The 24,718-nt window shown below is 63.5% G+C and carries 21 protein-coding genes; 12 read left to right on the top strand and 9 right to left on the bottom strand.

Annotated features, from left to right (window positions below):
• Positions 1-37 precede the first annotated feature (37 nt).
• The 5 genes from AC50X5_RS08620 to AC50X5_RS08600 all read left to right on the top strand — a co-directional run bounded on the left by AC50X5_RS08620 (position 38) and on the right by AC50X5_RS08600 (position 5,663).
• Positions 38-1,471 carry a TrkH family potassium uptake protein gene (locus tag AC50X5_RS08620; RefSeq protein ID WP_494975676.1) on the top strand — a complete coding sequence of 478 codons (1,434 nt, stop codon included), beginning with the start codon at positions 38-40 and terminating at the stop codon, positions 1,469-1,471.
• On the top strand, positions 1,464-2,156 hold the full coding sequence (locus AC50X5_RS08615; RefSeq protein WP_494975675.1) for a potassium channel family protein: 693 nt from the start codon (positions 1,464-1,466) through the stop codon (positions 2,154-2,156). The genes AC50X5_RS08620 and AC50X5_RS08615 overlap by 8 nt, the downstream gene beginning before the upstream one ends.
• A gap of 48 nt (positions 2,157-2,204) precedes the next feature.
• Positions 2,205-2,678, top strand: a complete 474-nt coding sequence (locus AC50X5_RS08610) for a MarR family winged helix-turn-helix transcriptional regulator (RefSeq protein ID WP_494975674.1) — start codon at positions 2,205-2,207, stop codon at positions 2,676-2,678.
• A 75-nt stretch (positions 2,679-2,753) separates the two neighbouring features.
• Positions 2,754-4,244, top strand: a complete 1,491-nt coding sequence (locus AC50X5_RS08605) for an MFS transporter (RefSeq protein ID WP_494975673.1) — start codon at positions 2,754-2,756, stop codon at positions 4,242-4,244.
• 39 nt (positions 4,245-4,283) lie between these two features.
• Positions 4,284-5,663 carry a CoA transferase gene (locus AC50X5_RS08600; protein WP_494975672.1) on the top strand — a complete coding sequence of 460 codons (1,380 nt, stop codon included), beginning with the start codon at positions 4,284-4,286 and terminating at the stop codon, positions 5,661-5,663.
• Positions 5,664-5,767: 104 nt separating this feature from the next.
• Here the strand turns inward: AC50X5_RS08600 and AC50X5_RS08595 are convergent, their stop codons facing one another.
• Both AC50X5_RS08595 and pucL read right to left on the bottom strand, forming a co-directional pair.
• Positions 5,768-7,270: a nucleobase:cation symporter-2 family protein gene (locus AC50X5_RS08595; protein ID WP_494975671.1), complete on the bottom strand. Its 1,503-nt coding sequence runs from the start codon at positions 7,268-7,270 to the stop codon at positions 5,768-5,770.
• Positions 7,271-7,402: 132 nt separating this feature from the next.
• Positions 7,403-8,311, bottom strand: coding sequence for a factor-independent urate hydroxylase (gene pucL, locus AC50X5_RS08590; protein WP_494975670.1), 909 nt, complete (start codon positions 8,309-8,311; stop codon positions 7,403-7,405).
• Between the two features lie 357 nt (positions 8,312-8,668).
• Between pucL and AC50X5_RS08585 the strand changes: the two genes are divergently transcribed.
• The gene (locus AC50X5_RS08585; RefSeq protein WP_494975669.1) at positions 8,669-8,857 is read left to right on the top strand and encodes a hypothetical protein; all 189 of its coding nucleotides are present in this window, start codon (positions 8,669-8,671) and stop codon (positions 8,855-8,857) included.
• 35 nt (positions 8,858-8,892) lie between these two features.
• Positions 8,893-9,957, top strand: a complete 1,065-nt coding sequence (locus AC50X5_RS08580; protein WP_494975668.1) for an aspartate-semialdehyde dehydrogenase — start codon at positions 8,893-8,895, stop codon at positions 9,955-9,957.
• 53 nt (positions 9,958-10,010) lie between these two features.
• Here the strand turns inward: AC50X5_RS08580 and AC50X5_RS08575 are convergent, their stop codons facing one another.
• The 4 genes from AC50X5_RS08575 to AC50X5_RS08560 all read right to left on the bottom strand — a co-directional run bounded on the left by AC50X5_RS08575 (position 10,011) and on the right by AC50X5_RS08560 (position 14,373).
• Positions 10,011-11,027 (bottom strand): LacI family DNA-binding transcriptional regulator, encoded by a 1,017-nt coding sequence (locus tag AC50X5_RS08575; RefSeq protein WP_494975667.1) that lies wholly within the window; start codon positions 11,025-11,027, stop codon positions 10,011-10,013.
• Positions 11,028-11,047: 20 nt separating this feature from the next.
• The gene (locus AC50X5_RS08570; RefSeq protein WP_494975666.1) at positions 11,048-11,950 is read right to left on the bottom strand and encodes a carbohydrate ABC transporter permease; all 903 of its coding nucleotides are present in this window, start codon (positions 11,948-11,950) and stop codon (positions 11,048-11,050) included.
• A gap of 3 nt (positions 11,951-11,953) precedes the next feature.
• Positions 11,954-12,919, bottom strand: a complete 966-nt coding sequence (locus tag AC50X5_RS08565; protein ID WP_494976074.1) for a carbohydrate ABC transporter permease — start codon at positions 12,917-12,919, stop codon at positions 11,954-11,956.
• 134 nt (positions 12,920-13,053) lie between these two features.
• Complete coding sequence (locus AC50X5_RS08560; RefSeq protein WP_494975665.1) at positions 13,054-14,373, bottom strand: ABC transporter substrate-binding protein; 1,320 nt, start codon at positions 14,371-14,373, stop codon at positions 13,054-13,056.
• 192 nt (positions 14,374-14,565) lie between these two features.
• Here AC50X5_RS08560 and AC50X5_RS08555 point away from each other — a divergent pair, with 192 nt between their 5' ends.
• The gene (locus AC50X5_RS08555; RefSeq protein WP_494975664.1) at positions 14,566-16,641 is read left to right on the top strand and encodes a beta-galactosidase; all 2,076 of its coding nucleotides are present in this window, start codon (positions 14,566-14,568) and stop codon (positions 16,639-16,641) included.
• Between the two features lie 119 nt (positions 16,642-16,760).
• Here AC50X5_RS08555 and AC50X5_RS08550 read toward each other — a convergent pair whose 3' ends face one another.
• The 3 genes from AC50X5_RS08550 to AC50X5_RS08540 form a co-directional block, all read right to left on the bottom strand.
• Complete coding sequence (locus AC50X5_RS08550) at positions 16,761-18,404, bottom strand: glycoside hydrolase family 53 protein (protein ID WP_494975663.1); 1,644 nt, start codon at positions 18,402-18,404, stop codon at positions 16,761-16,763.
• 253 nt (positions 18,405-18,657) lie between these two features.
• Entirely contained in the window at positions 18,658-19,560 is a 903-nt protein-coding gene (locus AC50X5_RS08545) for an alpha/beta fold hydrolase (protein ID WP_494975662.1), read from the bottom strand.
• A 242-nt stretch (positions 19,561-19,802) separates the two neighbouring features.
• Entirely contained in the window at positions 19,803-20,009 is a 207-nt protein-coding gene (locus AC50X5_RS08540) for a hypothetical protein (protein ID WP_494975661.1), read from the bottom strand.
• Positions 20,010-20,418: 409 nt separating this feature from the next.
• On the opposite strand from AC50X5_RS08540, the gene AC50X5_RS08535 reads away from it, so the two are divergent.
• The 4 genes from AC50X5_RS08535 to AC50X5_RS08520 all read left to right on the top strand — a co-directional run bounded on the left by AC50X5_RS08535 (position 20,419) and on the right by AC50X5_RS08520 (position 24,716).
• Complete coding sequence (locus AC50X5_RS08535) at positions 20,419-20,955, top strand: nucleoside deaminase (protein WP_494975660.1); 537 nt, start codon at positions 20,419-20,421, stop codon at positions 20,953-20,955.
• A 14-nt stretch (positions 20,956-20,969) separates the two neighbouring features.
• Positions 20,970-22,460 carry an NCS2 family permease gene (locus AC50X5_RS08530; RefSeq protein ID WP_494975659.1) on the top strand — a complete coding sequence of 497 codons (1,491 nt, stop codon included), beginning with the start codon at positions 20,970-20,972 and terminating at the stop codon, positions 22,458-22,460.
• Positions 22,461-22,569: 109 nt separating this feature from the next.
• Positions 22,570-23,763 (top strand): XdhC family protein, encoded by a 1,194-nt coding sequence (locus tag AC50X5_RS08525; RefSeq protein ID WP_494975658.1) that lies wholly within the window; start codon positions 22,570-22,572, stop codon positions 23,761-23,763.
• Positions 23,754-24,716: an FAD binding domain-containing protein gene (locus AC50X5_RS08520; RefSeq protein ID WP_494975657.1), complete on the top strand. Its 963-nt coding sequence runs from the start codon at positions 23,754-23,756 to the stop codon at positions 24,714-24,716. Before AC50X5_RS08525 ends, AC50X5_RS08520 begins: the two co-directional genes overlap by 10 nt.
• Positions 24,717-24,718 lie beyond the last annotated feature (2 nt).

Here is a 24,718-nt window from a genome sequence, read left to right as displayed (position 1 = left end):
TCAGGTGACGGTCGCCGCCGGTGGTAGCGTGACGGCTATGCACCTCATGTCCGACTCGAAGCGAGCCTTGACCGCTTTAGGACAACGGACCTCCACCTCCGTATTGAACCCCGTTTCCCGCAATGTCCGCAGGACGCTCCAGGCGCTGTCACCGCGGCATCCGGCCCAGATCATTGTGCTCGGATTCGTGGCCGCCATTGCTGTGGGAACCGGGCTGCTGATGCTGCCGGCCGCTAAACAGGGGCCGGGAGGGGCGACGTTCCTCGAAGCCCTTTTCACGGCTACGTCCTCGGTCTGCGTTACCGGCCTGATTATCGTTGATACTCCTGTTTTCTGGACCGGCTTCGGCGACGTGGTGATCCTGGCCCTGATCCAGGTGGGCGGATTTGGCGTGATGTCCTTCGGCGCGCTGTTGGGCGTGCTGGTTGCCCGGCGGCTTGGCCTGCGTTCAAAGCTTTCCGCTGCCGCCGAGACTAAAAGCGCCGGGTTCGGAGATGTCCGCCGGGTCCTGCTGGGAGTCCTGAAGTTCAGCTTGGTGACCGAGGGCGCGCTGGCCATCATCCTGACCCTCCGTTTTATGGCGGGCTATGACTATCCGCTGGGCCGGGCCCTGTGGGAAGGGGTCTTCCACTCGATTTCGTCCTTCAACAACGCCGGATTCGCGCTCTATTCGGATAGCTTGATGGGCTTTGCCACGGATCCCTGGATTTGCCTGCCGATTGCCGCCGCCGTGATCATCGGCGGACTGGGCTTCCCCGTCCTGTTCGAACTGCACCGCCAGTACCGCAGGCCGGTCCACTGGAGCATGAACACCAAGCTGGTGCTCGTCGGCTCGGGCGTGCTGCTGTTTTGCGGAACTGTATTCATCACGCTGGTGGAATGGAGTAATCCTGCGACCCTGGGTGCCCTCCGGCCCGGTGAACGCATCCTGGCGGGCTTCTTCCAGTCCGTCATCACCCGCACCGCAGGCTTCAACAGCATCGACATTTCCCAGATGCACCCCGTGTCCTGGATGGGCATGGACATCCTCATGTTCATCGGCGGCGGACCCGCAGGAACGGCTGGCGGCCTGAAAATCACCACCTTCGCCGTACTGTTCTTCATTCTGGCCACCGAGCTCCGTGGCGACACCGCCGTGAACATCTTCGGCAAGCGGCTGTCCCGGGCCGTGCACCGCCAGGCCATCACCGTGGTGCTCCTGGCCATCGCCCTGGTGACGGTGTCCACCATGTTCCTGATGCTCATCACGGACTTCGGCCAGGAGCGGATCCTGTTCGAGGTTGTTTCGGCCTTTGCCACGGTGGGACTTTCCACAGGAATCACGGCGGCGCTGCCGCCTGCCGGCCAGGTTGTACTGATCCTCCTGATGTTCATCGGCCGGCTGGGCCCGGTAACCCTTGGGGTTGCGCTGGCCATACGCCCCCGTCCCGTCCTCTTTGAATACCCGAAGGAAAGGCCGCTCATTGGCTAGGAACATTTTCACCCGCAGCGCTGAGCATGGTGCCCAGGCGGATTCCGTCGTCGTCATCGGCCTTGGCCGCTTCGGCGGCGCTCTTGCCCTGGAACTGGAGTCGCAGGGCACGGAAGTGCTGGGCATCGACGCCCGGGAGGACATTGTGCAGTCCTTCAACGGCCTCCTCACCCACGTGGTCCGTGCTGATTCCACCAAGGAAGAAGTGCTGCGTCAGCTGTCCGTCCACGAATTCGACCGCGCCGTGGTGGGCATCGGCACCGACATCGAGGCCAGCATCCTGACCACGTCCCGCTTGCTCAAATTCAACGGTCCGCAGATCTGGGCCAAGGCAATCAGTGAGCCGCATGCGGAGATCCTGGTCCAGCTTGGCGTCGAACATGTGATCCGGCCTGAACATGACATGGGCAGAAGGGTGGCTCACCTGGTCCGCGGATCGATCCTGGACTATGTGGAGTTCGAAGACGATTTCGTGATGGTCCGGGCCAGCCCACCTGCAGTAGCGCGGGACAGGCCGCTGGGAGTGCTGGGGCTGCGCGACAAGTACGGGATCACCATCGTGGCTGTGAAGCGCCCCGGCGGAAAATGGGGGCACACCACCGCCCAGACAGTTCTCTATGACGACGACCAGATCCTCGTGCAGGGGACCAAGAGTCTGGCCGAAAAGTTCAGCACCCTGCCTTAGCCCCAGGGAAACCGGGGGGCGGGTGTCCGTCGAGCCTATGCTTGGGGAATGGAAAGTGAAGGCGCGTCGCGCGAGACGGCAAAGGCGATTGATCACCGGGCCCTCGCCGTGTCGATCATGGACATTTCCTTCGAGGTACGGCGGAAAACGCATGAGGAAACCGGCGTGCTTCCGCTGTCCGGCAGCGTCCTGGACGTCATCCGCGTCATCGAACGCCATCCCGGAATCACCGTCGCCGAGGTGGCTGCGAGGCTGGGCCGCCAGCTCAGCAACACCAGTTCCCAGTTGCGGGAACTGGTGGACCGGGGGCTGGTGACGCGGACCCGCAGCGAGTCGGACAAGCGTTTTGTTGCCCTGCATCCAGCCCCCGAGGCGATCCGCATCAAGTCGCTTTTGGAGGGTGCCTGGGAAGACGCAGTAGTCTCGGCCGGTTCCAGGCTCCTGCCGGCGGAACGCAAGCAGTTGGTGGCAGCGCTGCCGGCATTGGAGCGGCTCGCGTCCATCCTGGCAGAACCGGAGTGAGCAAAAGCACGTCAGGGCTCTCAGCAAAAATAGTTATACTTTTATAAGTAATTCTATTGAAAGTGGAGACCCTGCGTGGAAACACAAGTGGCAAGTGCCGAGACCCGGCCGGCCGAAAAAAGCACAAGCATCGGCGCAAACAGGAGCGCAGGCAGGGGCAAGTGGACCGCCTTGGTGTTCCTGGCGCTGGCCCAATTCATGGTGGTGCTGGACGGGACCATCGTGAATCTGGCCTTGCCGCGCCTGCAAATCGACCTGGGCATCAGCGACTCGACCCGGTCCTGGGTGGTAACGGCCTACGCCCTGGCTTTCGGTGCCCTGCTGCTGCTCGGCGGCCGGATTGCAGATTTTTGGGGCCGCAAGCGAACGTTCATTGTTGCTTCGGCCGGTTTCGCCGTCGCTTCCCTGATCGGCGGCGTGGCACAACAAACCTCCGAGTTGATTGGCGCCCGGGCCCTGCAGGGGCTTTTTGCGGCATTGCTGGCTCCTGCCGCATTGGCGCTCCTGACGGTGGCCTTCCCTGGCGGTAAGGATCGTGGCACCGCCTTCGCGATTTTTGGTTCCATCAGCGGAGTGGGCGCCGCTATCGGCGTGTTGCTCGGCGGGTTCCTCACCGACTACGTGTCCTGGCGTTGGTGCTTCTTTGTGAACATCCCCATCGCAGTCATCGCCCTGGCCGGCGTGTGGGCGAAGGTGCGTGAGAGTAAAGCCGAAGGTCCCTCCAAGTACGATTGGCCCGGCGTCGTACTGGCTGCTTCAGGACTGGGCTCCCTGGTCTACGGCTTTACGAACGCCGAACACGGCTGGGACTCCCCGGAAGCCTGGGGATTCATCCTCGCCGGCACGGTGCTGATGGTGCTGTTCATCGCCGTCGAGAAGCGCGTGAAGCACCCCCTGCTCCCGCTACGGGTGGCCACGGAACGCAACCGTGCGGCCGGCTTCCTGGCAGCGTTCCTGTCCGGTGCGGTGCTGATTGGCGGCATCTTGTTCATCAACTACTACATCCAGATCGTGCTGGGCTTCGCGCCGTTCATGGCCGGGCTGGCTTCCTTGCCCATGACTGCGGTGCTGATTGTGACCGCCGGAGTGGTGGCCAGGAACCTGCCCAGACTCGGAGCAAAGATTCCGCTCGCCGTGGGGCCGCTCTTCCTGGCGGCAGCCATGCTGTGGCTCACCCAGGTCAGGGCGGACAGCAGCTACGCGGTCATTATGCTGCCGGCCCTGGTCCTTATGGGTATCGGGCTTGCGCTGGTGTTTGTTCCGACCCAGAATCTTGCGCTCTTCGGGGTGGAACAGAACGACGCCGGTGTGGCCAGTGCCTTGGTGAATGCTTCGCAGCAGATTGGCGGTTCCCTGGGCATCGCCCTGTTCAGCACCATCGCCGCAGCAGCGACTGCTGCAACGGCCGGCCCCAGGCTGGAGGCGCTGACAGCCGGTTACGCGGCCGTTTTCCTGTGGGCGGCAGTGGCTGCTGTCCTGATCGCGCCGCTGGGCCTGCTGCTTATTACCATTTCCAAAAAGGCGTTCAGTGACGGTGACAATCGCCCGCAGGTCCACCTGGGCTGACCCGCTGGCCCGGGTGGGAGCAACCGCCATAATGTGACTATGGCCCCTACCGACGGTTCCAGCCCCAACGAGCCGGTTCCTGCCCTGTGGCGGGAGCTGGCCCCGCTGTTGCCGGCAGAGATTGAGCTTGCGCATTGGTCCGGACCGCGCTGGTGGTGGGCTGGCCCTCTCGATGTTGAGGGCCTGGCCTTGGGCTCGCTCCAGGCGCTGGCCACGGCCGTGTCGGCGGCGTCGGCGTCGGGGATAAGGCCTTCCATCTCGCTGGCGTCCGCCGGGGTTGCTGCCGCCTTCGCTTCCTTTGCGCACCTCCGGATCAACGGTGCAGCGCTGGTGGGATTCGCCCCGCTGTCCGGATTCCGGCGCACTGCAGACGGCTGGGTCCGGCTGCACGCCAACTATCCGCATCATGAACGTGCGCTGCTGCAGGCCCTGGAAGTGACAAGAGCGGACGACGTCGATGCCGCCTTGCGCGATTGTCCCGCCATCGCGGTGGAAGAGGCAGTAACCGCACGGGGCGGGCTGGCGGCGGTGGTCAGGTCGCCGGAGGAGTGGGCAGGATCCGCCCCCGGCCGGTCGCTGCTGGACGAGCCGTGGATCCGGACTGAAACAAGCCCCGCCCCGCAACGGCCAGGGCGTAGGTGGACTGGCAAGGGCGTTCTCGACGGTATTCGCGTGCTGGACCTGACCCGCGTGATCGCCGGCCCGTCCGGCACCCGGATCCTGGGTGCGCTGGGCGCCGATGTCCTGCGGGTGGATCCGCCGGAACTACCCGAACTGGCTGACCAGTACGTGGACACCGGATTCGCCAAACGCAGCGCTGTTGCTGACCTCAAACAAGCCGGCACCCTCAAGCGGCTGCGGTCGCTCCTGGCTGAAGCCGACGTGGTGGTGACTGCCTACCGGGGCGGGTCGTTGGCACGTTATGGGCTTGACGCCGCGTCACTGCGGGCAGACTTTCCCGGGCTCGCGGTGGTTTCCCTCGATGCCTGGGGAGACCGCGGCCCGTGGGCAGGACGGCGCGGCTTTGACAGCATTGTGCAGGCGGCAACGGGCATCTCGCAGCTTTATGGCAGCGGCGAAGGCGGGAACTGGCGGCCCGGAGCACTTCCGGTCCAGGCTCTGGATTATGCCACCGGCCTGGGAATGGCTGCGGCGGCCATGGCACTGGTATCCGCCCGTGCGCAAGGAATCAGCGGGTCCGCGCACCTCTCCCTGGCGCGCACCGCCCTGGAGTTGATGCGCTCTCCTGCGCCGCCGCCCGGCATGGAGCCAAAGGACCTGGACGTTTCCCTGCGCAGTTGCCCCAGCGATTATGGTGACCTCACCTTTGTCCCGCCGCCGCTGCTGGTCGACGGCCGGCAGCTCGAATACGGCTCGCCGCCGCAGCGCTATGGCAGCGCCTCACTATCCTGGCGCTGACCTGCTTTGACGACTGACAGGAAAAGGTACGACGGCGGCACTTTGGTGAGTGCCGCCGTCGTACCTTTAGTTCCTGCTCAGTTTGTGGTCGTTCCTGCGGGCTATCAGTGCTCCGATGTGGTGGTGGATGCGACGGGGACTTCGTTGCCGTCGCAGTCGATCAGCTTGCCGTTTTCGTAGCGGTCGCCCTCGGCGAGGCACTTGAGGTCCTCTTCACGCACGGCGCGGCCTGTCCCTGCCACGAAGACCGACTGGTTCTCCGAGTTCCCGGCCTTGAGGTGGTTGAACAGGAGGTTCAGGAGGATGGCCATCACCGCTGCGGAGCTGATGCCGGAGTGGAAGATGGTGCTGAACCAATCCGGGAACTTGTCATAGAAAGCGGGTGCGGCGATGGGGATCATGCCGAAGCCGATGGAGGTGGCCACGATGATCAGGTTCATGTTGTTCTTGTACTCGACCTTGGCAAGCGTGCGGATACCGCTGGCGGCGACAGTGCCGAACAGGACGACGCCTGCCCCGCCCAGGACAGAGGTGGGCACGGCTGCGACGACGCGGCCAAGGACGGGCAGCAGTCCCAGTACTACGAGGATCACGCCGCCGGCGGCCACAACGTAGCGGCTGCGGATACCCGTGACGGCAACCAGTCCCACGTTCTGGGCAAAGGCGCTTTGGGTGAAGGAGCCGAAGACCGGGGCTACCAGGCTCGAGCCCATGTCCGCGCGCAGGCCGGCTGCGATTCGCTTGGAATCAACTTTGGTTCCCACAATCTCGCCAACGGCCAGGATGTCGGCCATGGTCTCCGTCAGGATCACCAGGACGACGATCGTCATGGAGATGATGGCGGCTATTTCGAAGGTCGGGGCGCCGAGGTGGAAAGGCGCGGGGAAAGCGACGATGGGGCCGTCCCCGACCTTGGAGAAGTTGGCCATCCCTGTCACAACCGCCACCAGGGTTCCGATGACCATGGCCAGCAGGATCGAGAGCCGGGAAATGGTGGCGTTGCCGAGCTTGCTGAGGACCAGGACAAGAGCCAGAGTGATGGCGGCAAGGCCGATGTTTTCCAGGCTTCCGTAGTTCTCCGCCGTCCGGTTTCCGCCCATGGCCCAGTTGGCGGCGACGGGCATCAGTGTCAGGCCGATGGTGGTGATGACGGTTCCGGTGACTACAGGGGGAAAGAACCTGATGATCTTGGAGAAGAACGGGGCGATCAATAAACCTATGGCGGCGGAGGCGATAACAGCGCCGAAGGCGGACTGGATCCCTCCAGGGCCGGTGACAATGGCCACCATCGTTGCCACGCTGGCGAAGGACACGCCCTGGACCAGCGGCAGCTGGGAGCCGAAATACGGAACGCCGATGGTTTGCAGGAGGGTGGCCAGGCCGCCCATGAACAGGGCCGCCGCGATCAGGATTCCAATGTCCCCGCTTGGCAGGCCGGCCGCCTGGCCAACGATGAGGGGGACGGCAATGATGCCGCCGTACATGGTGAGGACGTGCTGGAATCCGTAGGCAAAGGTGCTTGCGATCGGCAGCCGCTCGTCTTCCGGACGGGCGGGATGCTTGCCTTTGCGGGCAGCGGCCGGGGCCGCTTTCTTCTTGATGTTCATGGCAGACTTTCTTGGTTCATGGCAGACGCCTTCGTCTGGCTAACGTTGTCTGGCTAACAGGTGGGTTTTTTCAGAGGGGCGGGCCCCTCCGGATGGAGGGGCCCGAAAACGCCGGCTCGGGCCGGAACGTTACTAGCAGAAGCCGGCAATGCCGTTCCAGGCGGCGCTGGCGGGGGCGGCGTCGTCGCGAAGGACCGTTGCTTCGATGAGCCCGTAGGGCCGGTCCGCCGCGAAGAAGACCTCATTGGGGTTGTCCAGGCCGAACGGCGTGAGGTCCACCAGGAAGTGGTGCTTGTTCGGCATGGAGAACTTGATCTCGTCGATCTCGGCGTGTGCCTCAAGTACTTTGGTGCCCATGTCGAACAGCGTCTGCTGGAGGGCGTGGGAGTAGTTCTCCGTGAAGCCTTCAAGCAGGAGCCCCTTGACGTCGTCGTAGTTCTTGTTGAAGTCAAGGGTGCTGAAATCTGTACCGGTCTTGAAGCGCCAGCGCGCGGAGACGTCGGTGGCCAGAATACGGTCGGTTGTCTCCGGCAGCGTTGTGTACTTGTCCTTGGGGTAGCCCACAAAGCCGGATTGGGTGGATTTGAGGACGGTCAGGTCCTTGAGCCCGGAGATGAGGTGCGTGGTGGCGCCGTCGCGGACCAGGACCGCGGTGCGGACTTCCTGGCCGTTGCGCACGAAGGAGTGGTCGTGCGCGGAGCCCTGGGCCTGGATTCGGTCCCAGCTGTAGGACTCTGCTTCCCAGCGGCCGCCGGTGACCCAGTCGAAGCTGGACGTGAAGTGCTCGCCGAGTCGGAGCAGGAACGCTTCGGGTGAGCCCACGCCTTCACGGGCGAAGGCGTACACCGTGTTCTTCTGGGTGTCGGTTGCCACCACGTGGGCATTGTTGCCTTCGAGGTGCGCGGCTGCGAAGTCTCCCCGCAACTGAGAGGTGACGTTGAGGTCTTCGATTTCGTGGCGGTCGGTGTCGCGGGTGATCTTGACGACCCGGACCTCGGCCTTTCCGTACTGGTTGTCGCCGAGGATGATCTTGCTGCTCATGGTCTGTTCCCAACTTCCGGTAAGTGGAACCTAGGTTCCATCACTGAAATTAAGCGCGCGTTTCAAGCGCGTTTCCGGTGGCGCCGACCCAACAAAAAAGAGCCGACATCCATTGATGCCAGCTCATTACAACCCTGCCTGCTGCTCCCAGGTTACGTGACGTGCGCCACGAATTAGCAACTAGCGTAGCCCACGATGCCAGTGAAGTGCATCACAATCTGAAAAATCCGATTGTGACCGGGGGCCTCGCGTCCATTGACTGCCACGGCTGACCGTTCTAGTCTTATTTCATATTACAAAACTTCTTTTTCACATTACGGAATAACTTTGCCGAGCGAAGCCACTAAGGAGGACCAGATGGACCAGCAGGATAGGGCGACCGTTGTACCGGCCCAGCAAGCCACCGCGGCAGCACAGGAGTTCTACCTGCCGTTGGGAGGCGGCACCGATCCGGATTTTCATTTGCCGGCAGACCGCGTCCATGTTCCGGGGCGCTTCTCCCGCTGGATCCACGGCCTCCCAGGCTTCAGCCGCCCGCAGGCCTAGGCGGGCGGCGGTGGGGGAAGATGCGGAAGGCCACTATGGCCATAAGCGCAGGTACGCTCAAGAAGATGAGCGTCGGCGTAGTAGGAGCAACGGGTCAGGTTGGGACCCTTGTCAGGCAGCTACTCAAGGAACGTGACTTCCCTGTATCTGATGTGCGCTTCTTCGCCTCTGCGCGCAGCGCCGGTACCTTTCTTCCCTGGGGTGATGACGAAGTCCTCGTTGAGGACGCCGAAACCGCAGATCCAGAAGGGTTGGACATCGCGATCTTCTCGGCCGGCGGAGCCACGGCACGAGCCCTGGCTCCACGCTTCGCTGCTGCCGGAGTTGTGGTCATTGATAACTCATCGGCGTTCCGAATGGACCCTGATGTTCCGCTGGTGGTCAGCGAAGTGAACCCGCACGCGATCAAGGACGCCAGTAAGGGCATCATCGCCAACACCAACTGCACGACTATGGCTGCGATGCCGGCGCTAAAAGTCCTCGATCGCGAAGCAGGACTGCAGCGCCTTACTGTCAGCACATACCAGGCCGTTTCCGGTGCCGGGATAGGCGCTGGCCCCGCGCTGGTCCGGGAAGTCGCTGAAGCCTCAGAGCAGGGCCTGTTGAACTTACTGCACGACGGTGACTCTGTCGATTTCCCTGCCGAGAAGATGTTCAGGGAGACGATAGCCTTCAACGTCATCCCTTTGGCAGGTGACCTCGTAGATGATGGGTCCTTTGAAACCACTGAGGAGCAGAAGCTGCGTTATGAGAGCCGGAAGATTCTCGAACTGCCCGATCTGCTGGTCAGTGGCACCTGTACCCGCGTCCCTGTCTTTACCGGGCATTCGCTGTCCGTCAACCCGGAGTTCGCCGATCCACTCTCTGTAGCCCGCGCAATGGAGCTCCTCAGCGAAGCGCCTGGCGTGGTGCTGACGGACATTCCTACGCCGTTGAAAGCTACCGGACTCGATGTCTCCCTCGTTGGACGGCTCCGAGCGGATGAAGGAGCGCCGAAGGGCAGGGGCTTGGCAATGTTCATCAGCGGCGACAACCTCCGCAAGGGCGCAGCCCTGAACGCTCTTCAGATCGCTGAACTCGTAGCAGCGTCAACCCAGTAGAACAATGACGAGCAGAACAATGACGAGCTGCCTCGAAGCAACACGCCCCGGGATTATGAGGATTGGCGGATGACAAGTTCCGTGGGGATGGTGATGGCTGCAGGGCGCTTGCCGTTGATGACGTCCAAAAGCAAGCGAACCATTTCCTCGCTGATCCGCTCGAAGGGTTGGCGCACGGTGGTCAGCGCGGGAGTGGCAGTGGCGGAGGCGCTGATGTCGTCGAAGCCCACGACAGCCACGTCCTCAGGTATCCGCCGCCCGGCTTCGTGGAGGACGTCCAAGACCCCCAGCGCCATAAGGTCGTTCGCGGCGAACACAGCGTCCAGGTCCGGTACCCTCTCTAGGAGCTCCCGCATTCCTTTGGCACCGCTCTCTTTGCTGTAATCACCGTGCACAATGAGTGCCTCATTGATGCTGTCGCCCTGGTCGTCACGGTACGCCTCGAGCCGGCGGATGCCGCCGGAGGTGTCCTGCGGCCCGGTGATGGTGGCAATCCGACGGCGTCCGGATTCGTACAGATAGCGCAGGAGGTCTCTGGCTCCTTCGTAATCGTCGGCCGCCACGTAACCCATCTTTTTCTCGAACCCGAGTGGGATTCCACAGGAAATGGCAGGGATCCCAGCGGAAATGATGTCGGAGATAATTCCCTTGCGGGTGGCGTGGGAAGAGACCAGCAGAACTCCGTCCACATGGCCGGCAGTGAGGAAGTCCGTGGCGCGGCGTTGTTCGTCGTCGGTGCCGGCCATTATCAGGACCAGCGGGATATCGTGGACGGCCAGCGCATCCGCCGCGCCGCGCATGAGGACCGCAAAGTTGGGGTCCTCGAACAGGCGGTCATGTGTTTCGGTCAGCAGGAACGCCACCGAGTTCGCCCGGTTGGTGGCCAGGTTTCTGGCGTGAGGGTTGACGCGGTACCCAGTCTTTTTGATGGCGGCGTTGACGGCTTCCAACGCTGACGGGCTGACCCAGTGCCCGCCGTTGAGCACTCGGGAGACTGTGCCGCGCGAGACGCCGGCCTCTTTGGCTACGTCGTCGATCTTTGGCCTCGGCCTGGAGGTCGGTTGAGTCATGGTGCAAAGCCTATCTAGGACTAGGCCTTGACTGCACCGGCGGCGAGGTCGACCCGCCAGTAGCGCTGCAGGAGCAGGAACAAGATGACCAGCGGAACGATCGACACCAGTGCGCCGGCCAGGACCAAGGTGTACAGGGCAGGCGCTGATGCCCCCTGGTTGAGCAGCCCGTTGAGTCCCACCGTGATCGGGAACAGGTGGTCGTCCCCGAGCATGATGTACGGCAGCATGAAGTTGTTCCAGATGGCCACAAATTGGAACAGGAAGATGGTTACCAGGCCAGGCAGCATCATGGGGGCCGCGATCCGGTTGAAGATGTACATTTCCCTGGCACCTTCGGTGCGGGCGGCTTCGATCACATCGCCTGGTACCGATGCCGCGGCATAGATCCGGGCAAGATAGATGCCGTAGGGGCTAATGATCTGAGGCAAGAGCACAGACCAGTACGTGTTGGTCAGCCCGGCCTGGGCGAGCATCAGGTACTGCGGGATGGCAAGGATGACGCCAGGCACCAGCACACCCATGAGCAGCACCTTGAAAATCCCCGTCTTGCCCGGGAAGTCAAACTTCGCAAGCACGTAACCGGATAGCGCGGAGACCCAGGTGGAGACGATGGCGCCCACGCCGGCGTAAAGAGCCGTGTTGGCCATCCAGCGCCAGAACAGCCCGTCACGGTATTCGGTGAGGGCAACGATGTTGTCCCACAGGTGCGTGCTGGGTGCGAGCGTGAAGGTGGAGAACAGCTCGTTGCCGTCTTTGCTGGCGGCGGCCAGCACCCAGATCACCGGGAACAGGCAGTAGAGAGCGCCCAGGATCAGGATTCCAGTGGACAGGTAGCTGGGCTTTTCCCGGACGGAGTATGCACGCGCGGCGGTGCGCGGGATTTTTGCATTGGTGGCTGGTCCGGGGACGAGGGCTGTCATGGTTTAGTTCTCCTGTCCGAAGGCCCGCTTCTGCACTACGCGCAGGAACAGGAAGGAAATGATGAAGGTGGCCGCGGCGATCACGATGCTGGTGGCGGCTGCTGAGTAGGCGTCGTTGCGGGTGAACGCGTCGCGGTAGACCAGCATGAGCGGGGACCAGCTCGTGGACAGGCTGTTAGCCAGGGGGCGCAACGTGGTGGGCTCGGCGAAAACCTGGAGTGTGGCGATCATCGAGAACAGTGCGGTCATCACCAGGGACGGAGCGATAATGGGGATCTTAATCCGCAGGGCCGTCTGGATTTCGGAGCAGCCGTCCAGCTTTGCGGCTTCGTAGATTTCGCTGGGCACTGCCTTCAGCGACGTGTACATCACAATCATGTTGAAACCCACGCCTCCCCAGAGCGCGATGTTGCAGATAGCGAAGGTGACGAGGTTTGGGTCCAGCAGCGAGGGGAGCGCAATGCCGAACTGGCGGGCCAGGAAATGGAAGGGGCTTACGCCGGGCAGGTAAAGGAAGCCCCACAACAGTGAACTGATGACGGCGGGCACGGCGTAGGGGAGAAAGATGGCGGTGCGGGAGAAGCTGCCGGCTCGGGTCCGCCGGGAGTCCAGCAGGAGTGCGAACAGCAGGGCGAAGCCGAGCATCAGGGGAATCAAGATCAGGCCGTAGAGCAGCACGCGAAGCACGCTGCCCAGGAACTCCGGATCCGTCAGGGCGCCGGCATAGTTCTCGAAGCCGGCGAAAACCTGGCTTTGGGCGCCTTTGCCGAGGCCCAGTCCGCTGACCTTCTTCTTCTGAAAGCTCAGCACCAGCGTGTAGACGATGGGGGCGGCCATAAAGACGAGGAAAAGGATGATGCCCGGGGCGAGCATCGCATAGGGGACGAGCACCCGGGATTTGAAATTCTTCGCCCGCCTTGCGGGGCCGGCTGCGGTGTCTACAGCCGCACCGGGTTTGGTCTCGGTCATTGCCACGGGTGCACTTCCTTGTGGATTTGGAGCTTGCCTGGATTCGAGCTTGTCTGGTTCAAGTGGTGCCGGGTCCGGGAAGGGCCTGGCGGATGCCCCTTCCCGGAACCGGAGCCTGCTGCTGCTTGCCTGAATTACTTGACGGTGAAGCCGGTTTGCTTCAAATCCTCAATGGTGACTTGCTGCATGGATTTCACTGCGTCGATAAAGGCGCTCTTCTGCTTGGCCTGGGCAGCCTTGGCGAACTGGTCGTTGTAGGCGTTGAAGGCAACGTTGACGTTCGGTCCGTAGCTGAAGGAACCCACGTTCTGCGCGGCGTCGCCCACCACGTCATAAAAGTCGGGCTGGTTGGAGAAGAACTCCGGTGCAGCAGTCAACGCGGACTTGGCGCCTGCGTTGTCGGCGGGGTAGACGCCCGTTTCCTGGACCAGGGCCTGGACTGCTTCGGGGTCGGTGTTCAGCCAGGTGGCGAACTTCGCGGCGGCTTCGACATTTTTGGACTGCGTGGTCACTGCGGTGGAGGATCCGCCCCAGTTGCCGGTAGAGGGTTTGGCGGCATCCCACTGCGGCATGGGTGCCACCTTCCACTGTCCGGCGGTGGCGCCGGCGTTGCCGGAGAGAACGCCCGGACCCCAGGCTGCGCTCAGCCAGCCAACCTGCTTGCCAGTGTTAAGGGCGGTGTTCCATTCCGGGGTGTACATCGGCTTGTTGTCGATGATGCCCTCTTCCACGAGGCCGCCCCAATACTCGGCAACCTTCCGTGTGGGGTCCTCGTCGATGTTGACGCTCCAGGCGTCGCCGTCGACACCCCACCAGGAAGCGCCGGCCTGCTGGGCCATGCCGGTGAACCAGCCGGCGTCGTTGGAGGAAAAGGTGCCCAGATAGGCCTCGGGGTCAGCGGCATGGACGGCCTTGGCGGCCTGAGCGTACTCCTCCCAGGTGGTGGGAACGGAAAGGCCGAGTTTCTCGAAGATATCGGCGCGGTAGTAGAAGACCATGGGGCCGGTGTCCTGCGGAACAGCGTAGAGTGCGTCGCCGCCGAGGGTTACGTCGTTCCAGACCCCTTCAGGGAAGTGGCTTTTGGTCTCGTTGGCTTCAGTACCGGAGAGGTCAGCGAGTGCGTCGGCTGCGACCAGGGTAGGGATCTTCTGGTATTCGGCCTGAATGAGGTCCGGGGCCCCGCTGCCGGCCTTGACAGCGGTGAGCAGCTTGGTGACGGCGGGATCGCCGCCGTCCTGCTTGTTGACGGTGACGTGGATGTTGGGGTTCTTCTCGTTCCAAACCTCAACCACCTTGTCCAGGTTGGGGGCCCAGGCCCAGTAGGTCAGTTCCACCTTCTGGTTGGGATCATTCGCTGAGCCGGCGTCGGTACCTGAAGTACCGGAGCATCCTGCAGTGAGCATAGCGGCCGCGGCGAGCATGGCGACGGCGCCTGCACGAAATGACTTGCGCATTTCGTCCTCCTTGTCGAAAAGCTGAATGGGTCTGTCTGACGTCACCGCTCATCCGAACCAACGCCGCATGACTGTGAGCGGTTCCAGTAGTTCACGGAAATGTGGGCTCTGTCAACAGTAACTTGGGGGTAGTACCGGTTCGTCACCCTGTGATAGAACTGGGACCGCACACAGTTCCTAAGGAGATCTCCCATGACAGACGTCCTTCACCGCGCGGTGACGCAGACCGCCGCGGCACCAGAGCGATCGATTGCGCCCTGGGTCCAGCGGCCTGCGGGCCTCTGCTACGGCGGGGACTACAACCCCGAGCAGTGGTCCCGCGAGGTTTGGTCGGAGGACATTGCGCTGATGAAGGAGGCCGGCATCAACCTGGTCAGCATCGGCATCTTCTCCTGGGTGTTGCTGGAACCGCGCGAAGGCGAGTATGACTTCGAATGGCTCGACCACCTCATGGACCTCCTGCACGAAGCCGGGATCAGCGTGGACCTGGGCACGCCCACGGCGGCTCCTCCGGCATGGTTCTGGAAGAAGTATCCGCAGGCCCGCCCCGTCACGCGCGAAGGCGTCACCCTGGGCAACGGGTCCCGCGGAATGACCAGCCCAAGCTCACCCGAGTACCGCCGTGCCGCGGCCAACATCACCGAACAGCTGGCCCGCCGCTACGCCGCCCACCCTGCGCTGGTCCTGTGGCATGTGCACAACGAGTACGGCGCGCCGGTCAGCGAGTCCTACGATGACTGCTCCGTTACCGCGTTCCGGAAGTGGCTGCGTGCCCGGTATGGCACGTTGGAAGAACTTAACAGGGCCTGGGGCACCCTTTTTTGGGGCCAGAAGTATGGCGAATGGGACGAGATCGATGCCCCGCGGCTCTCCGCCAGCGTCAGCAACCAGGCCCAGCGCCTGGATTTCCGGCGCTTTACCTCCGACGCGCTCCTTGAGTGCTACATCAATGAGCGAGATGTCATCCGGCGGTATACCCCGGACGTTCCCGTTACCACGAACTTCATGGCCACGAACTGCCTCGCGGCGGACTACTGGAAATGGAGCAGGGAGGTGGACATCGTGGCCAACGATCACTACCTCGTGGCCGAACGGACCGACAACCACATCCTGCTCGCCATGGACGCGGACCTTACCCGGTCACTGGCGGGCAACAGGCCCTGGATGTTGATGGAACATTCCACCGGTTCGGTGAACTGGCAGGGGCGGAACGTGGCGAAGCGTCCCGGTGAGCTGGCGCGCAACAGCCTATCGCACCTGGCCCGCGGTGCGGATGCAGTCATGTTCTTCCAGTTCCGGGCGTCCCGGTTCGGCGCGGAGAAGTTCCACTCGGCCATGCTTCCGCACGCCGGTACTGGGACGCGGATCTGGCGCGAAGTGCTGGACCTGGGCGATGACCTGAAGAAGCTCGCTGCCGCCAAGGGGTCCGTTGTGGAGTCCAGGGTGGCCATCCTTTGGGACGTTGAGTCATTCTGGGCGCAGGACCTGGAATGGCGTCCCAGCAGCGACCTCAACCACCGCGAGCGGATCGAGGCGTACTACACCGCCCTCTGGCAGGAAGGCATCAGCACCGACTTCGCCCACCCTGAAGCGGACCTTTCCGGATACGACCTGGTACTGGCACCTGCCCTCTACCTCGTGACGGAGAAAGCGGCAGCGAATATCAAGGATTACGTCCGCGGCGGCGGCAACCTGCTGGTGTCCTACTTCTCGGGCATCGTGGATGCCAATGACACTGTTCCGGCCGGCGCATCACCTGGCGCCTTCCGCGACGTGCTGGGACTGGAGATTCACGAGTTTCTACCGCTCCGCGAGAATGAGACAGTCACCCTCAGCAGCGGCGCCGCGGGGAGCGTGTGGGCCGAGGAGATTCACCCCGGCACCGCGACCGTCCTCAGTCGATACTTGGACGGCCCGGCCGCTTCACGTCCCGCTCTCACCCGCAACACCTTCGGTAGCGGAACCGCCTGGTACGTCTCCACCAAGCTCGACGGCGGCGACCTCGCCGCCGTGGTGCTCGACGCCGTCGAAACCGCCGGCATCAGAACGGCACTACGGCCGCCGGCCGGACTGGAAGTCGCCTCCCGGAGTAACGGGACGGACACCTTCACCTTTCTCATCAACCACTCGGAAGCTGACGCCGAATACCCCGCTACCGGCCGCGACCTCCTCAGCGGCGAGGCCGTTACCGGCACGGCCGACGTTTTGGCCGGGACTGTGCGGGTTATCCAAAACACCACCAAGGAACAGGTTCAGGACGTGTCCTAAGCGATTGCTGAAACCGTCGGGTTTCCGGGTGGACAGTGCGTGTGACATCGGAGAATCGGTTAACCGCACCTGCAGGAGGCCGCGCCTGCCGTTAAGGACAGGCGCGGCCCGGCGGCAACTCAGCGCAACACGACTGGATCCGCGGCGAATTCCTGGAGCGCCGGAAGAGCGCGCCCGTCGAAATCAAACATGGCCTGGTTTTCCCATGCATTGCCGCTGGTGGGGTCTGCAGGGTCCCAGCCGTTGCCCGGAACTGCCGTCCAGGCCGGCTCCCATGACACGACGCCAAGGCCGCGTCCGCCTGGTGCGGACGCAACCACGTCCTGCACCGCCCGGAAGTTGGCCGCCTGTCCCTCAGGGGTCGCCGGGTAGCCGGGAATGAGCTGGTTATCCAAAGCTATGACGTTTTCCCACGGGTCAACGGGATTATCCGCCAGTGTGAACGGGTAGGAGTTCTCGACGACGATCACGTCCCGGTCATAGCGGGCAGACAAGGTAGTAATGGCTTGCTGCAGGTCAGCCATGGAGCCATGCCAGAATCCGTAGTAGGACAGCCCGATCGTGTCGAACTGTACGCCCCGTTTCGTGACCTCGTCATACCACCAGGTGAGGCCGCCGATTCCGTTGTTGATGTTGGTCAGGTGCAGGATGACATCTGTCTGAGGGCTGACGTCCTTCGCAGCGCGGGATCCGGCCGTGAGGAACAACGCCAGGTTGTCCCACTGCGCGCCCTTTACATTGTCCGCCGGATCTACGTCCCAAGTCTGGCCCAGGGGCCAGAGCATGCCCGGGTTGATTTCGTTGCCCACCTGGACCGAATCCGCCGTCGCCCCGGCGTCCCGCAAGGCAGTCAGTACTTCAAAGGTGTGCGCATACACCGCATCCGCCACTTGCTGCGGGGTCAGGCCAACCCAAGCGGCGGGCATTCCCTGAGCACCGGGGTCCGTCCAGCGATCGCTGTAGTGGAAGTCAACCAAGACCTTCATCCCTGCGGCCTTGGCGCGCTTGGCGGTTGCCACCACCTCGTCGGTGGTGTTGTAGCCGTCGGCAGGGTTCACCCATACCTTCAGCCGTACCACGTTGGCACCTGCGTGCGCGAATGCCTCAACGGCGTCCACTTGCCGGCCCTTCGCGTCAAAGTAGACCGCTCCGTTGTCCTCGTTCTTGACCAAGTTGGAGAGGTCGGCGCCGCGAATTGCGCGCTGGACCGACCCTGGGGTGAGCGTGACGTCGTCGACGGCTGCCCAATCGCCGGCTTGCCCCCGGGTCTCGATGACAATCTCGCACGCGCCCTTCGTCACATAGGCATCGGCCGAGATCTGCAGCCACGCACCGTCCTGCGCCGTGGACGGAAGGACCGTCTCGCCGTCCACCCCGCAGTTCTTCAGTCCGATCCGTGAAGCGCCAAGTGTCCCTTCCGCTTTGACCCGCGCCGAAACCGTCCACCAGCCCTCAGAAAGGCTGCCGGTTTTCTGACGCAGGCCCACCGTGCCCGTAGCGTCAAGTCGCTGGCTGAGTTGTGCGTTGCCGGCCTCAACCGCGGTGTTGGACGAGGCAAGGTTTCCGGTGACCTTCCAACCCGCCAATCCCTGGGTGAAATCACCATTGACGACGGCGCCCACCGGCTGAGCGCGGGAGCCTTCCGCGGCGGCGGAAACAATTCCTGCGGGCAATAACACCACCGCGAGGAGCGAGGCTGCTACCACTGTTGATCGTCGCCTGGGCCCCCTTGGGCGGTGCATCATCGAGTCGTACTTTGTCATGTCGTCCTCCTTGACGGAATAAATCGGGGAAGGCCGCCGCCTTGAAGCAAGCTAGGCCGTGTGCGCTCCCAGTTCTAGCACATAAATAATCGGCTGAATAGAGCCAAAAACTGACTGAGTTGCAAGCTCAGGCGGCTAGAACACTGTGATCGCTCCCAGGTGCGCGGCCGACTCCCAAGGTCTGGGATGCCTGTCCATCCACGGGTCAGAAGCCTTCGATCAGCAGACGAGTCCGGCGGCGATGGGAGCCGGTTTACGGGGAGGAGCTAGCGAGGAGAATATCAGCGACGGCGTTGCTGAACGCATCAGGCGCCTCCTGGGGCACATTGTGGCCTATTCCCGGCAGCCTGCGGATTTCGAAAGGCCCGGCGAAATGCTGCCGATCCCGCTCAGAGTCATCGGGCCCGAACCCGTCGGCCAGAGCATCAAGTGAAATGGTCGGCACCGAAATGGGCGGCGACGTTGCGAGAAATGCCTCGAGCCCGTCGAAGCGATCGTCGCCAGCCACGGCACCATGTCGATGACGGTAGGAATGCACCGCAACATCAACGAAGTCGGGGTTGTGCAGGCTGGGGCTGGTGGAGGTGTAGGCATCGTTGGCCCCGGCCCATTCCGGTGACCACAGTTGCCAGAGCAGGCGGCACAATTCATCGCGGTTTGTTTGGAGTCCGGCGCGTCCGCGATCGGTGTTCAAGTACCACTGATACCAGTCCCGATACTCGTCTATAGGGGCCGCCGGCTCGACCGACGCTGCGATGTCCTGGATTGCGTAACCTCCGACAGTTACCAGACCGGCCAGGCCCTGGGGGCGCACGGCTGCCGCGATGCAGGCCGCCCGGCCGCCCCAGTCATAGCCGGCCACCACTGGTCGCTTCAATTCGAGGGCATCGATGAGATCCAGCACATCTTGTCCGACGGCCGCCTGCTGGCCGGACCGAAGCGTCGCAGCCTCGCGGAACCGGGTCCGACCGTAACCGCGTAGGTACGGAGTTACGGAGCGGATCCCGCGCTTTGCCAACAAGGGGACAACGGACTCGAAGCTGAGAACGTCGTAAGGGAACCCGTGGAGGAGCACGGCGGCCGGTCCGTCAGCCGGGCCGCCGTCGTAATACGCAATCTCGAGGTCCTCGGTCATCGCGGTGCGCAGTTCGCCCATGGTCATAGTCCAGTGAACCATCATTCGTCGCCCCCGGACCTCGTCACAACGGCACCGGAAAACCACTGAGTCGTTGACAACTGGCGTGGTGCTGCCGCGGCCAGAACGGGCGCCGCGACGGGCTGGGCGTCGGTTTTCCGCCTGGCTACTCGATGATGGACTCGACGGACCTTGGGCGATCCTGACACCGCCACGCCCGGTAAGTCCAGCCCTTTTGGCCAACCCGGCGGCTGGCTACAAGGTCAGCTGTTGACCGACTCCAGCGAAGCGGACTTCGGTGCGCCGTTGAGGCTGAAGGTGTAGGTGTTCGGGCCGCTGCAGGTGACGGCGATGTTGCCTTTGCTGGTGTTGTGACGGGCGGAGAGCTCGCTCACCAGGGAGTCGATGGTGTGGTTCATGGTTGACCGGTCCCAGATCTTGAGGGTCACGGCTTCAGTTTCAAACGTCATCGTTTTTTCCATTCATGAAAATAGGGTCCCGCGCCTATGCGGAACCGCCTGAATCCATGGTGCCCAGCGCGTTGCCGCCGCTTCAAGCTGGAAACGGTTTGTTGCGAGTGAGTCTCATCACAGCCACCAAGAGCTGGCCCATTTCCGGCACCGCGGCCCACCTTGAGTCAGCGAGGCAGGAATTTCACATCACGAAATTAAACTTCCAAAAACTATGGCGCAGCTCACATTGAAGTGCTAATGTCGAGATTGCCAAGGCGGGCGCCCGGATCTCCGGGAAGCTATCTACCAGGCGCAACTGAACCTTCAAATGCACATGCTGAAGCCTGGTAAACGCCGTACCGCTTGTTCTCCTCCGTGAGCCCCTGTCCGGTTTTGCTGAGCTTCCGCCATTCAAGGGAGTCGCATCATGACCGCCACGGATCAACACATTCCGTCCCAGCAAACCACACTGCCGGAAACCCAAGAGGCCCAGCAGTATCTCGCAAGGGCTATCCAACTCGCCACCGCCAACGTCCACAACAGCGGCGGACCGTTCGGTGCCGTCATCGTCACCGCGGACGGCAGGGCGTTCGACGGCGTCAACCGGGTCACTGCCAGCAATGACCCCACCGCGCATGCCGAAGTTACCGCCATCCGCACAGCATGCAGGGAACTGGGCACCTTCGACCTCAGTGGAGCGACGCTCTACACCAGCTGCGAACCGTGCCCCATGTGCCTGTCCTCGGCCCTCTGGGCGCGGGTGGAGCGCGTGGTCTTCGCGGCAGACCGGCATGACGCCGCGTCGGTCGGCTTCGACGACGCCGTGTTCTACGAGTACTTCGAAAACAGCAACCGCGACGCCCTCATGCCGGTTGGCCGGTTGCACCTTACGGCGCAGGATGCGCCGGAAATCCTGGAACCCTTCAACACCTGGAACTCGCTCGACTCCAGGATCGATTACTAGGGGAGGTGGCAGGGATGACACTCCTGAAGCCTGATCCGGCAGCAGTTGAGCCCGCACCCGGATCCACCCCTCCGTCCAGCTCGTTCCTGGACAGCTTTTTCTCCATCACCGCCCGTGGCTCCACCCTTGCCAGGGAGTTCCGCGGCGGCTTGGTGACCTTTTTCACCATGGCGTACATCGTCATCCTCAACCCGCTGATCCTGGGCGGCTTCGGCCCGGACAACGCACCCACTGACGTGGCCGGCGGCTGGTTGTCCGCAGCGCAGGTAGGAGCCGTCACCGGCCTCACCGCCGGGGTGATGACCATTGTGTTCGGACTGGTGGCCAACCTTCCTTTCGGCCTGGCCGCCGGCCTCGGCATCAACTCCTTCCTTGCTGTTTCGGTGATCCAGGATGTCACGTGGCCCGAGGCCATGGGACTGGTGGTGATCAACGGCCTGCTGATTGTCCTGTTCGGTGTCACCGGCGCACGGACCGCGATCTTCCGCGCAGTTCCCAAGGAACTCAAGGCCGCCATCACGGTGGGAATCGGCCTGTTCATTGCGTTCATCGGCTTCGTGGATTCCGGCTTTGTCCGTCCGACGGCGGGTGGTCCACCCGTTCAGCTGGGCACCGATGGCTCCATCACCACGCTGCCCACGCTGGTCTTTGTGCTCGGGCTTCTGGTCATGGGCATCCTGGTGGCCCGGAAGGTCCCGGGCGGGCTGCTGATCGGAATCGTCGCCTCCACCGTGCTGGCGGTCGTCGTCGAGGCGGTCTTCAAGGTCGGTCCCGGCGGACCGGATAACCCGGGTGGCTGGCACCTGAACACTCCCGTGCTGGCCAACCAGTTGGTGTCCATCCCGGACCTGTCGCTGGTGGGCCAGTTCGATATGTTCGGCTCGTTCGGCAGGATCGGGGCGCTGGCCGCCACCATGCTGGTCTTCACCCTGGTGTTCACCAACTTCTTCGACGCCATGGGCACCATGACCGGACTCGCCAAGAGCGCCGGACTTGCCCACAAGGACGGCACGTTTCCACGCCTGAAGTCCGCCTTCATTGTGGAAGGCATCGGCGCAGTGGCCGGCGGTGCGACGTCGGGGTCCTCCAACACCGTCTACATCGACTCCGCGGCGGGAATCGGCGAAGGTGCGCGCACCGGCCTGGCGTCGGTGGTGACGGGCGTGCTGTTCCTCGGATCCATGTTCCTGACCCCGCTCACCAGTGTGGTTCCGCTGGAGGTTGCGGCCTCTGCGCTGGTAGTAGTGGGAGCCATGATGATGGCGCAAATCCGCGAGATCAAGTTCAGCCGGTTCTCCGTTGCTCTGCCCGCGTTCCTGTGCATCGTCACGATGCCGCTGACGTACTCGATCGCCAACGGAATCGGCGTCGGCTTCATCGCCTGGACAGTGATCAGCGCGGCATCCGGCCGGGCCCGGAAGGTGCATCTGCTGATGTGGGTGGTCTCTGTTGGCTTCCTGATCTACTTTGCCCGCGGTCCGATCAACGTGCTGCTTGGCGCCTGATACCGCTGCTGCCGCAAGCGCGACGCTTTCGGACATCCGCACCGGTAATCCCGGTTGCGGATGTCCGGATGCGCAGCGCATTCGCCGGCCGAGAAAAAGGAGTGCAGCAATGCTTGATTTGATGCCGTCCCTGGGCGGGTGGCAGCCCGTTGTCCGGGGCCAGCGATGCGCCGTGGCCACCGTGGTGGCAGCAGGTGGCTCGGTTCCCCGGCCTGTGGGCACCTCCATGCTGGTATCAGAGGCCGGCGAGACGCTGGGCAGCCTCTCCGGCGGTTGCGTGGAAGGCGCCGTGGTGGAGGCGGCACTGGAGGCAATTGACGACGGCGTCACGCGCCGCAGCTTCTTCGGCTACAGCGCTGCGGATGCCTTCGCAGCGGGACTCACCTGCGGAGGCGAACTGGAAATCCATATCGAGCCATTGACCCTTTCCCCACTGGCCGCCGGGGGACCCCGGCCAGCCACGGCGAACGGCCTGGCACTGATCCGGAGGGTGGACAGCGGCGGCCAGGGCGCCGTCGTCGTGCCTGATCCTGGAACGTTCATTCCCGACGGTTCGCCCGAACTCGCCGTGTTGCTGAACGGCGATGCGGCCCTGATCCGTTCTGCGGCGGCCCAGCTCGGTCCATTGCTGCGCAGCGGGGGAGCGGGGCTGGTGCGCCTGGCGAGCGATGCGTGCCGCAAGCAGGCCGGCAAGGCGGGGGAACGTGTGGAAGAACCGGTGGAGCTGCTGGTGGAGAGCCGTCGCCCGGCGCCGCGCTTCCTGATTTTCGGCGCCAACGACTTCGGCGCAGCACTGCTGCCGGCCGCTCAACTCCTGGGCTACCACGTCACACTGTGCGATGCCCGGCCTGCCTTCACCGGGCAGGAAAGATTTGCGACGGCGGATGCCCTGGTCAGCGACTGGCCGCACCGCTACCTGGCTGCTGAGGCCGCGGCCGGACGGCTCGATCCGCGCTCCGTGGTGTGCGTCCTGACCCACGATCCCAAGTTCGACATCCCGCTGTTGTCCGCCGCGCTTGCCCTGGACCTGGCCTATGTGGGTGCCATGGGATCGCGGCGCAGCCATTTGCAGCGGGTCTCCGAACTGCTCGATGCAGGTGTGGCGCCAGGGCAGCTGGAAAAGTTGCATTCGCCGATCGGCCTGGACCTGGGCGCGGTGACGCCTGCAGAGGTCGCCGTCTCCATTACCGCGGAGATCCTGGCGTCCCGGGCCGGTGCCACTTTGGCGGGAGCCGACTCGCTCAAGGACGGCCACGGTCCCATCCACGCATCAATTCACGCCGGGGAGCAACCATGGACATGAACACCATCGAGGCCGTGCTCCGCACCACAAATCCTGCCGACTTCCAGGACGGCGATGCCTGGCTGGCCGGTGGCACCGTACTTTTTTCCTACGGCAGCTACGCCTTTGGGGCCAAGCCGTTGCGCCGCCTGCTGGACCTTGGCGATTCCGGCTGGCAGGCCGTGACCGTCAGTGACGGCGGCATCGAGCTCGCCGCCACCTGCACCATCGCCGAGTTGTATGCCCTGCCTGAATCCTTGGGCGCATCCTCGGGTTTGGCTGTCCGCAGCTGGCCCGCCCTTGACCTGTTCCGGCCCTGCTGCGACTCTTTCGTGGCGTCTTTCAAGGTCTGGAATATGTCCACCGTGGGCGGGAACCTTTGCACGTCGCTGCCGGCCGGGCCCATGATCTCGCTCTGCGCCGCGCTGGACGGGACGGCCCTGATAGTCGGTCCGGGTGGGTCCAGCCGGACAATTCCGGTGGCGGAGTTTGTTACCGGAGATGCCCGGAACTCCCTGGCACCCGGCGAGCTCCTGCGCAGCATCCACCTCCCGGCGTCGGCACTGGCTGGGCGGGTAGCTTTCCGCCGGCTCTCGCTGAGCAACTATGGCCGGTCCGGAGTGCTGCTGATCGGCAGGCTCGCGGATACCAACGAAGGCACCACCGGGACCGTCCTGACCGTGACCGCAGCGACTAAGCGGCCCGTGCAGCTGCGGTTTGCTGCCCTGCCCACCGCAGACGAGTTGGCTGAGGCGCTCGCGGACGCCATTCCCGAGGACCTTTATCACGACGACATTCACGGCCACCCGCAGTGGCGCAAGGACATGACGTACCGGCTGGCGGAGGAGATCCGCAGGGAACTGGGCACCCCCGCTGCTTATGGCATCGACGCCGGGGTGCCCGTGTCCGGTGACTTCTGGCCACCCGCAGCTTCGCCGGCAGTTATCCGGGCTGTTACAAAAGGAAAGGCCTGATC

The organism is Pseudarthrobacter sp. MDT1-40-2 (genome assembly GCF_059383595.1).
This window is presented reverse-complemented; position numbering and strand designations above follow the sequence as displayed.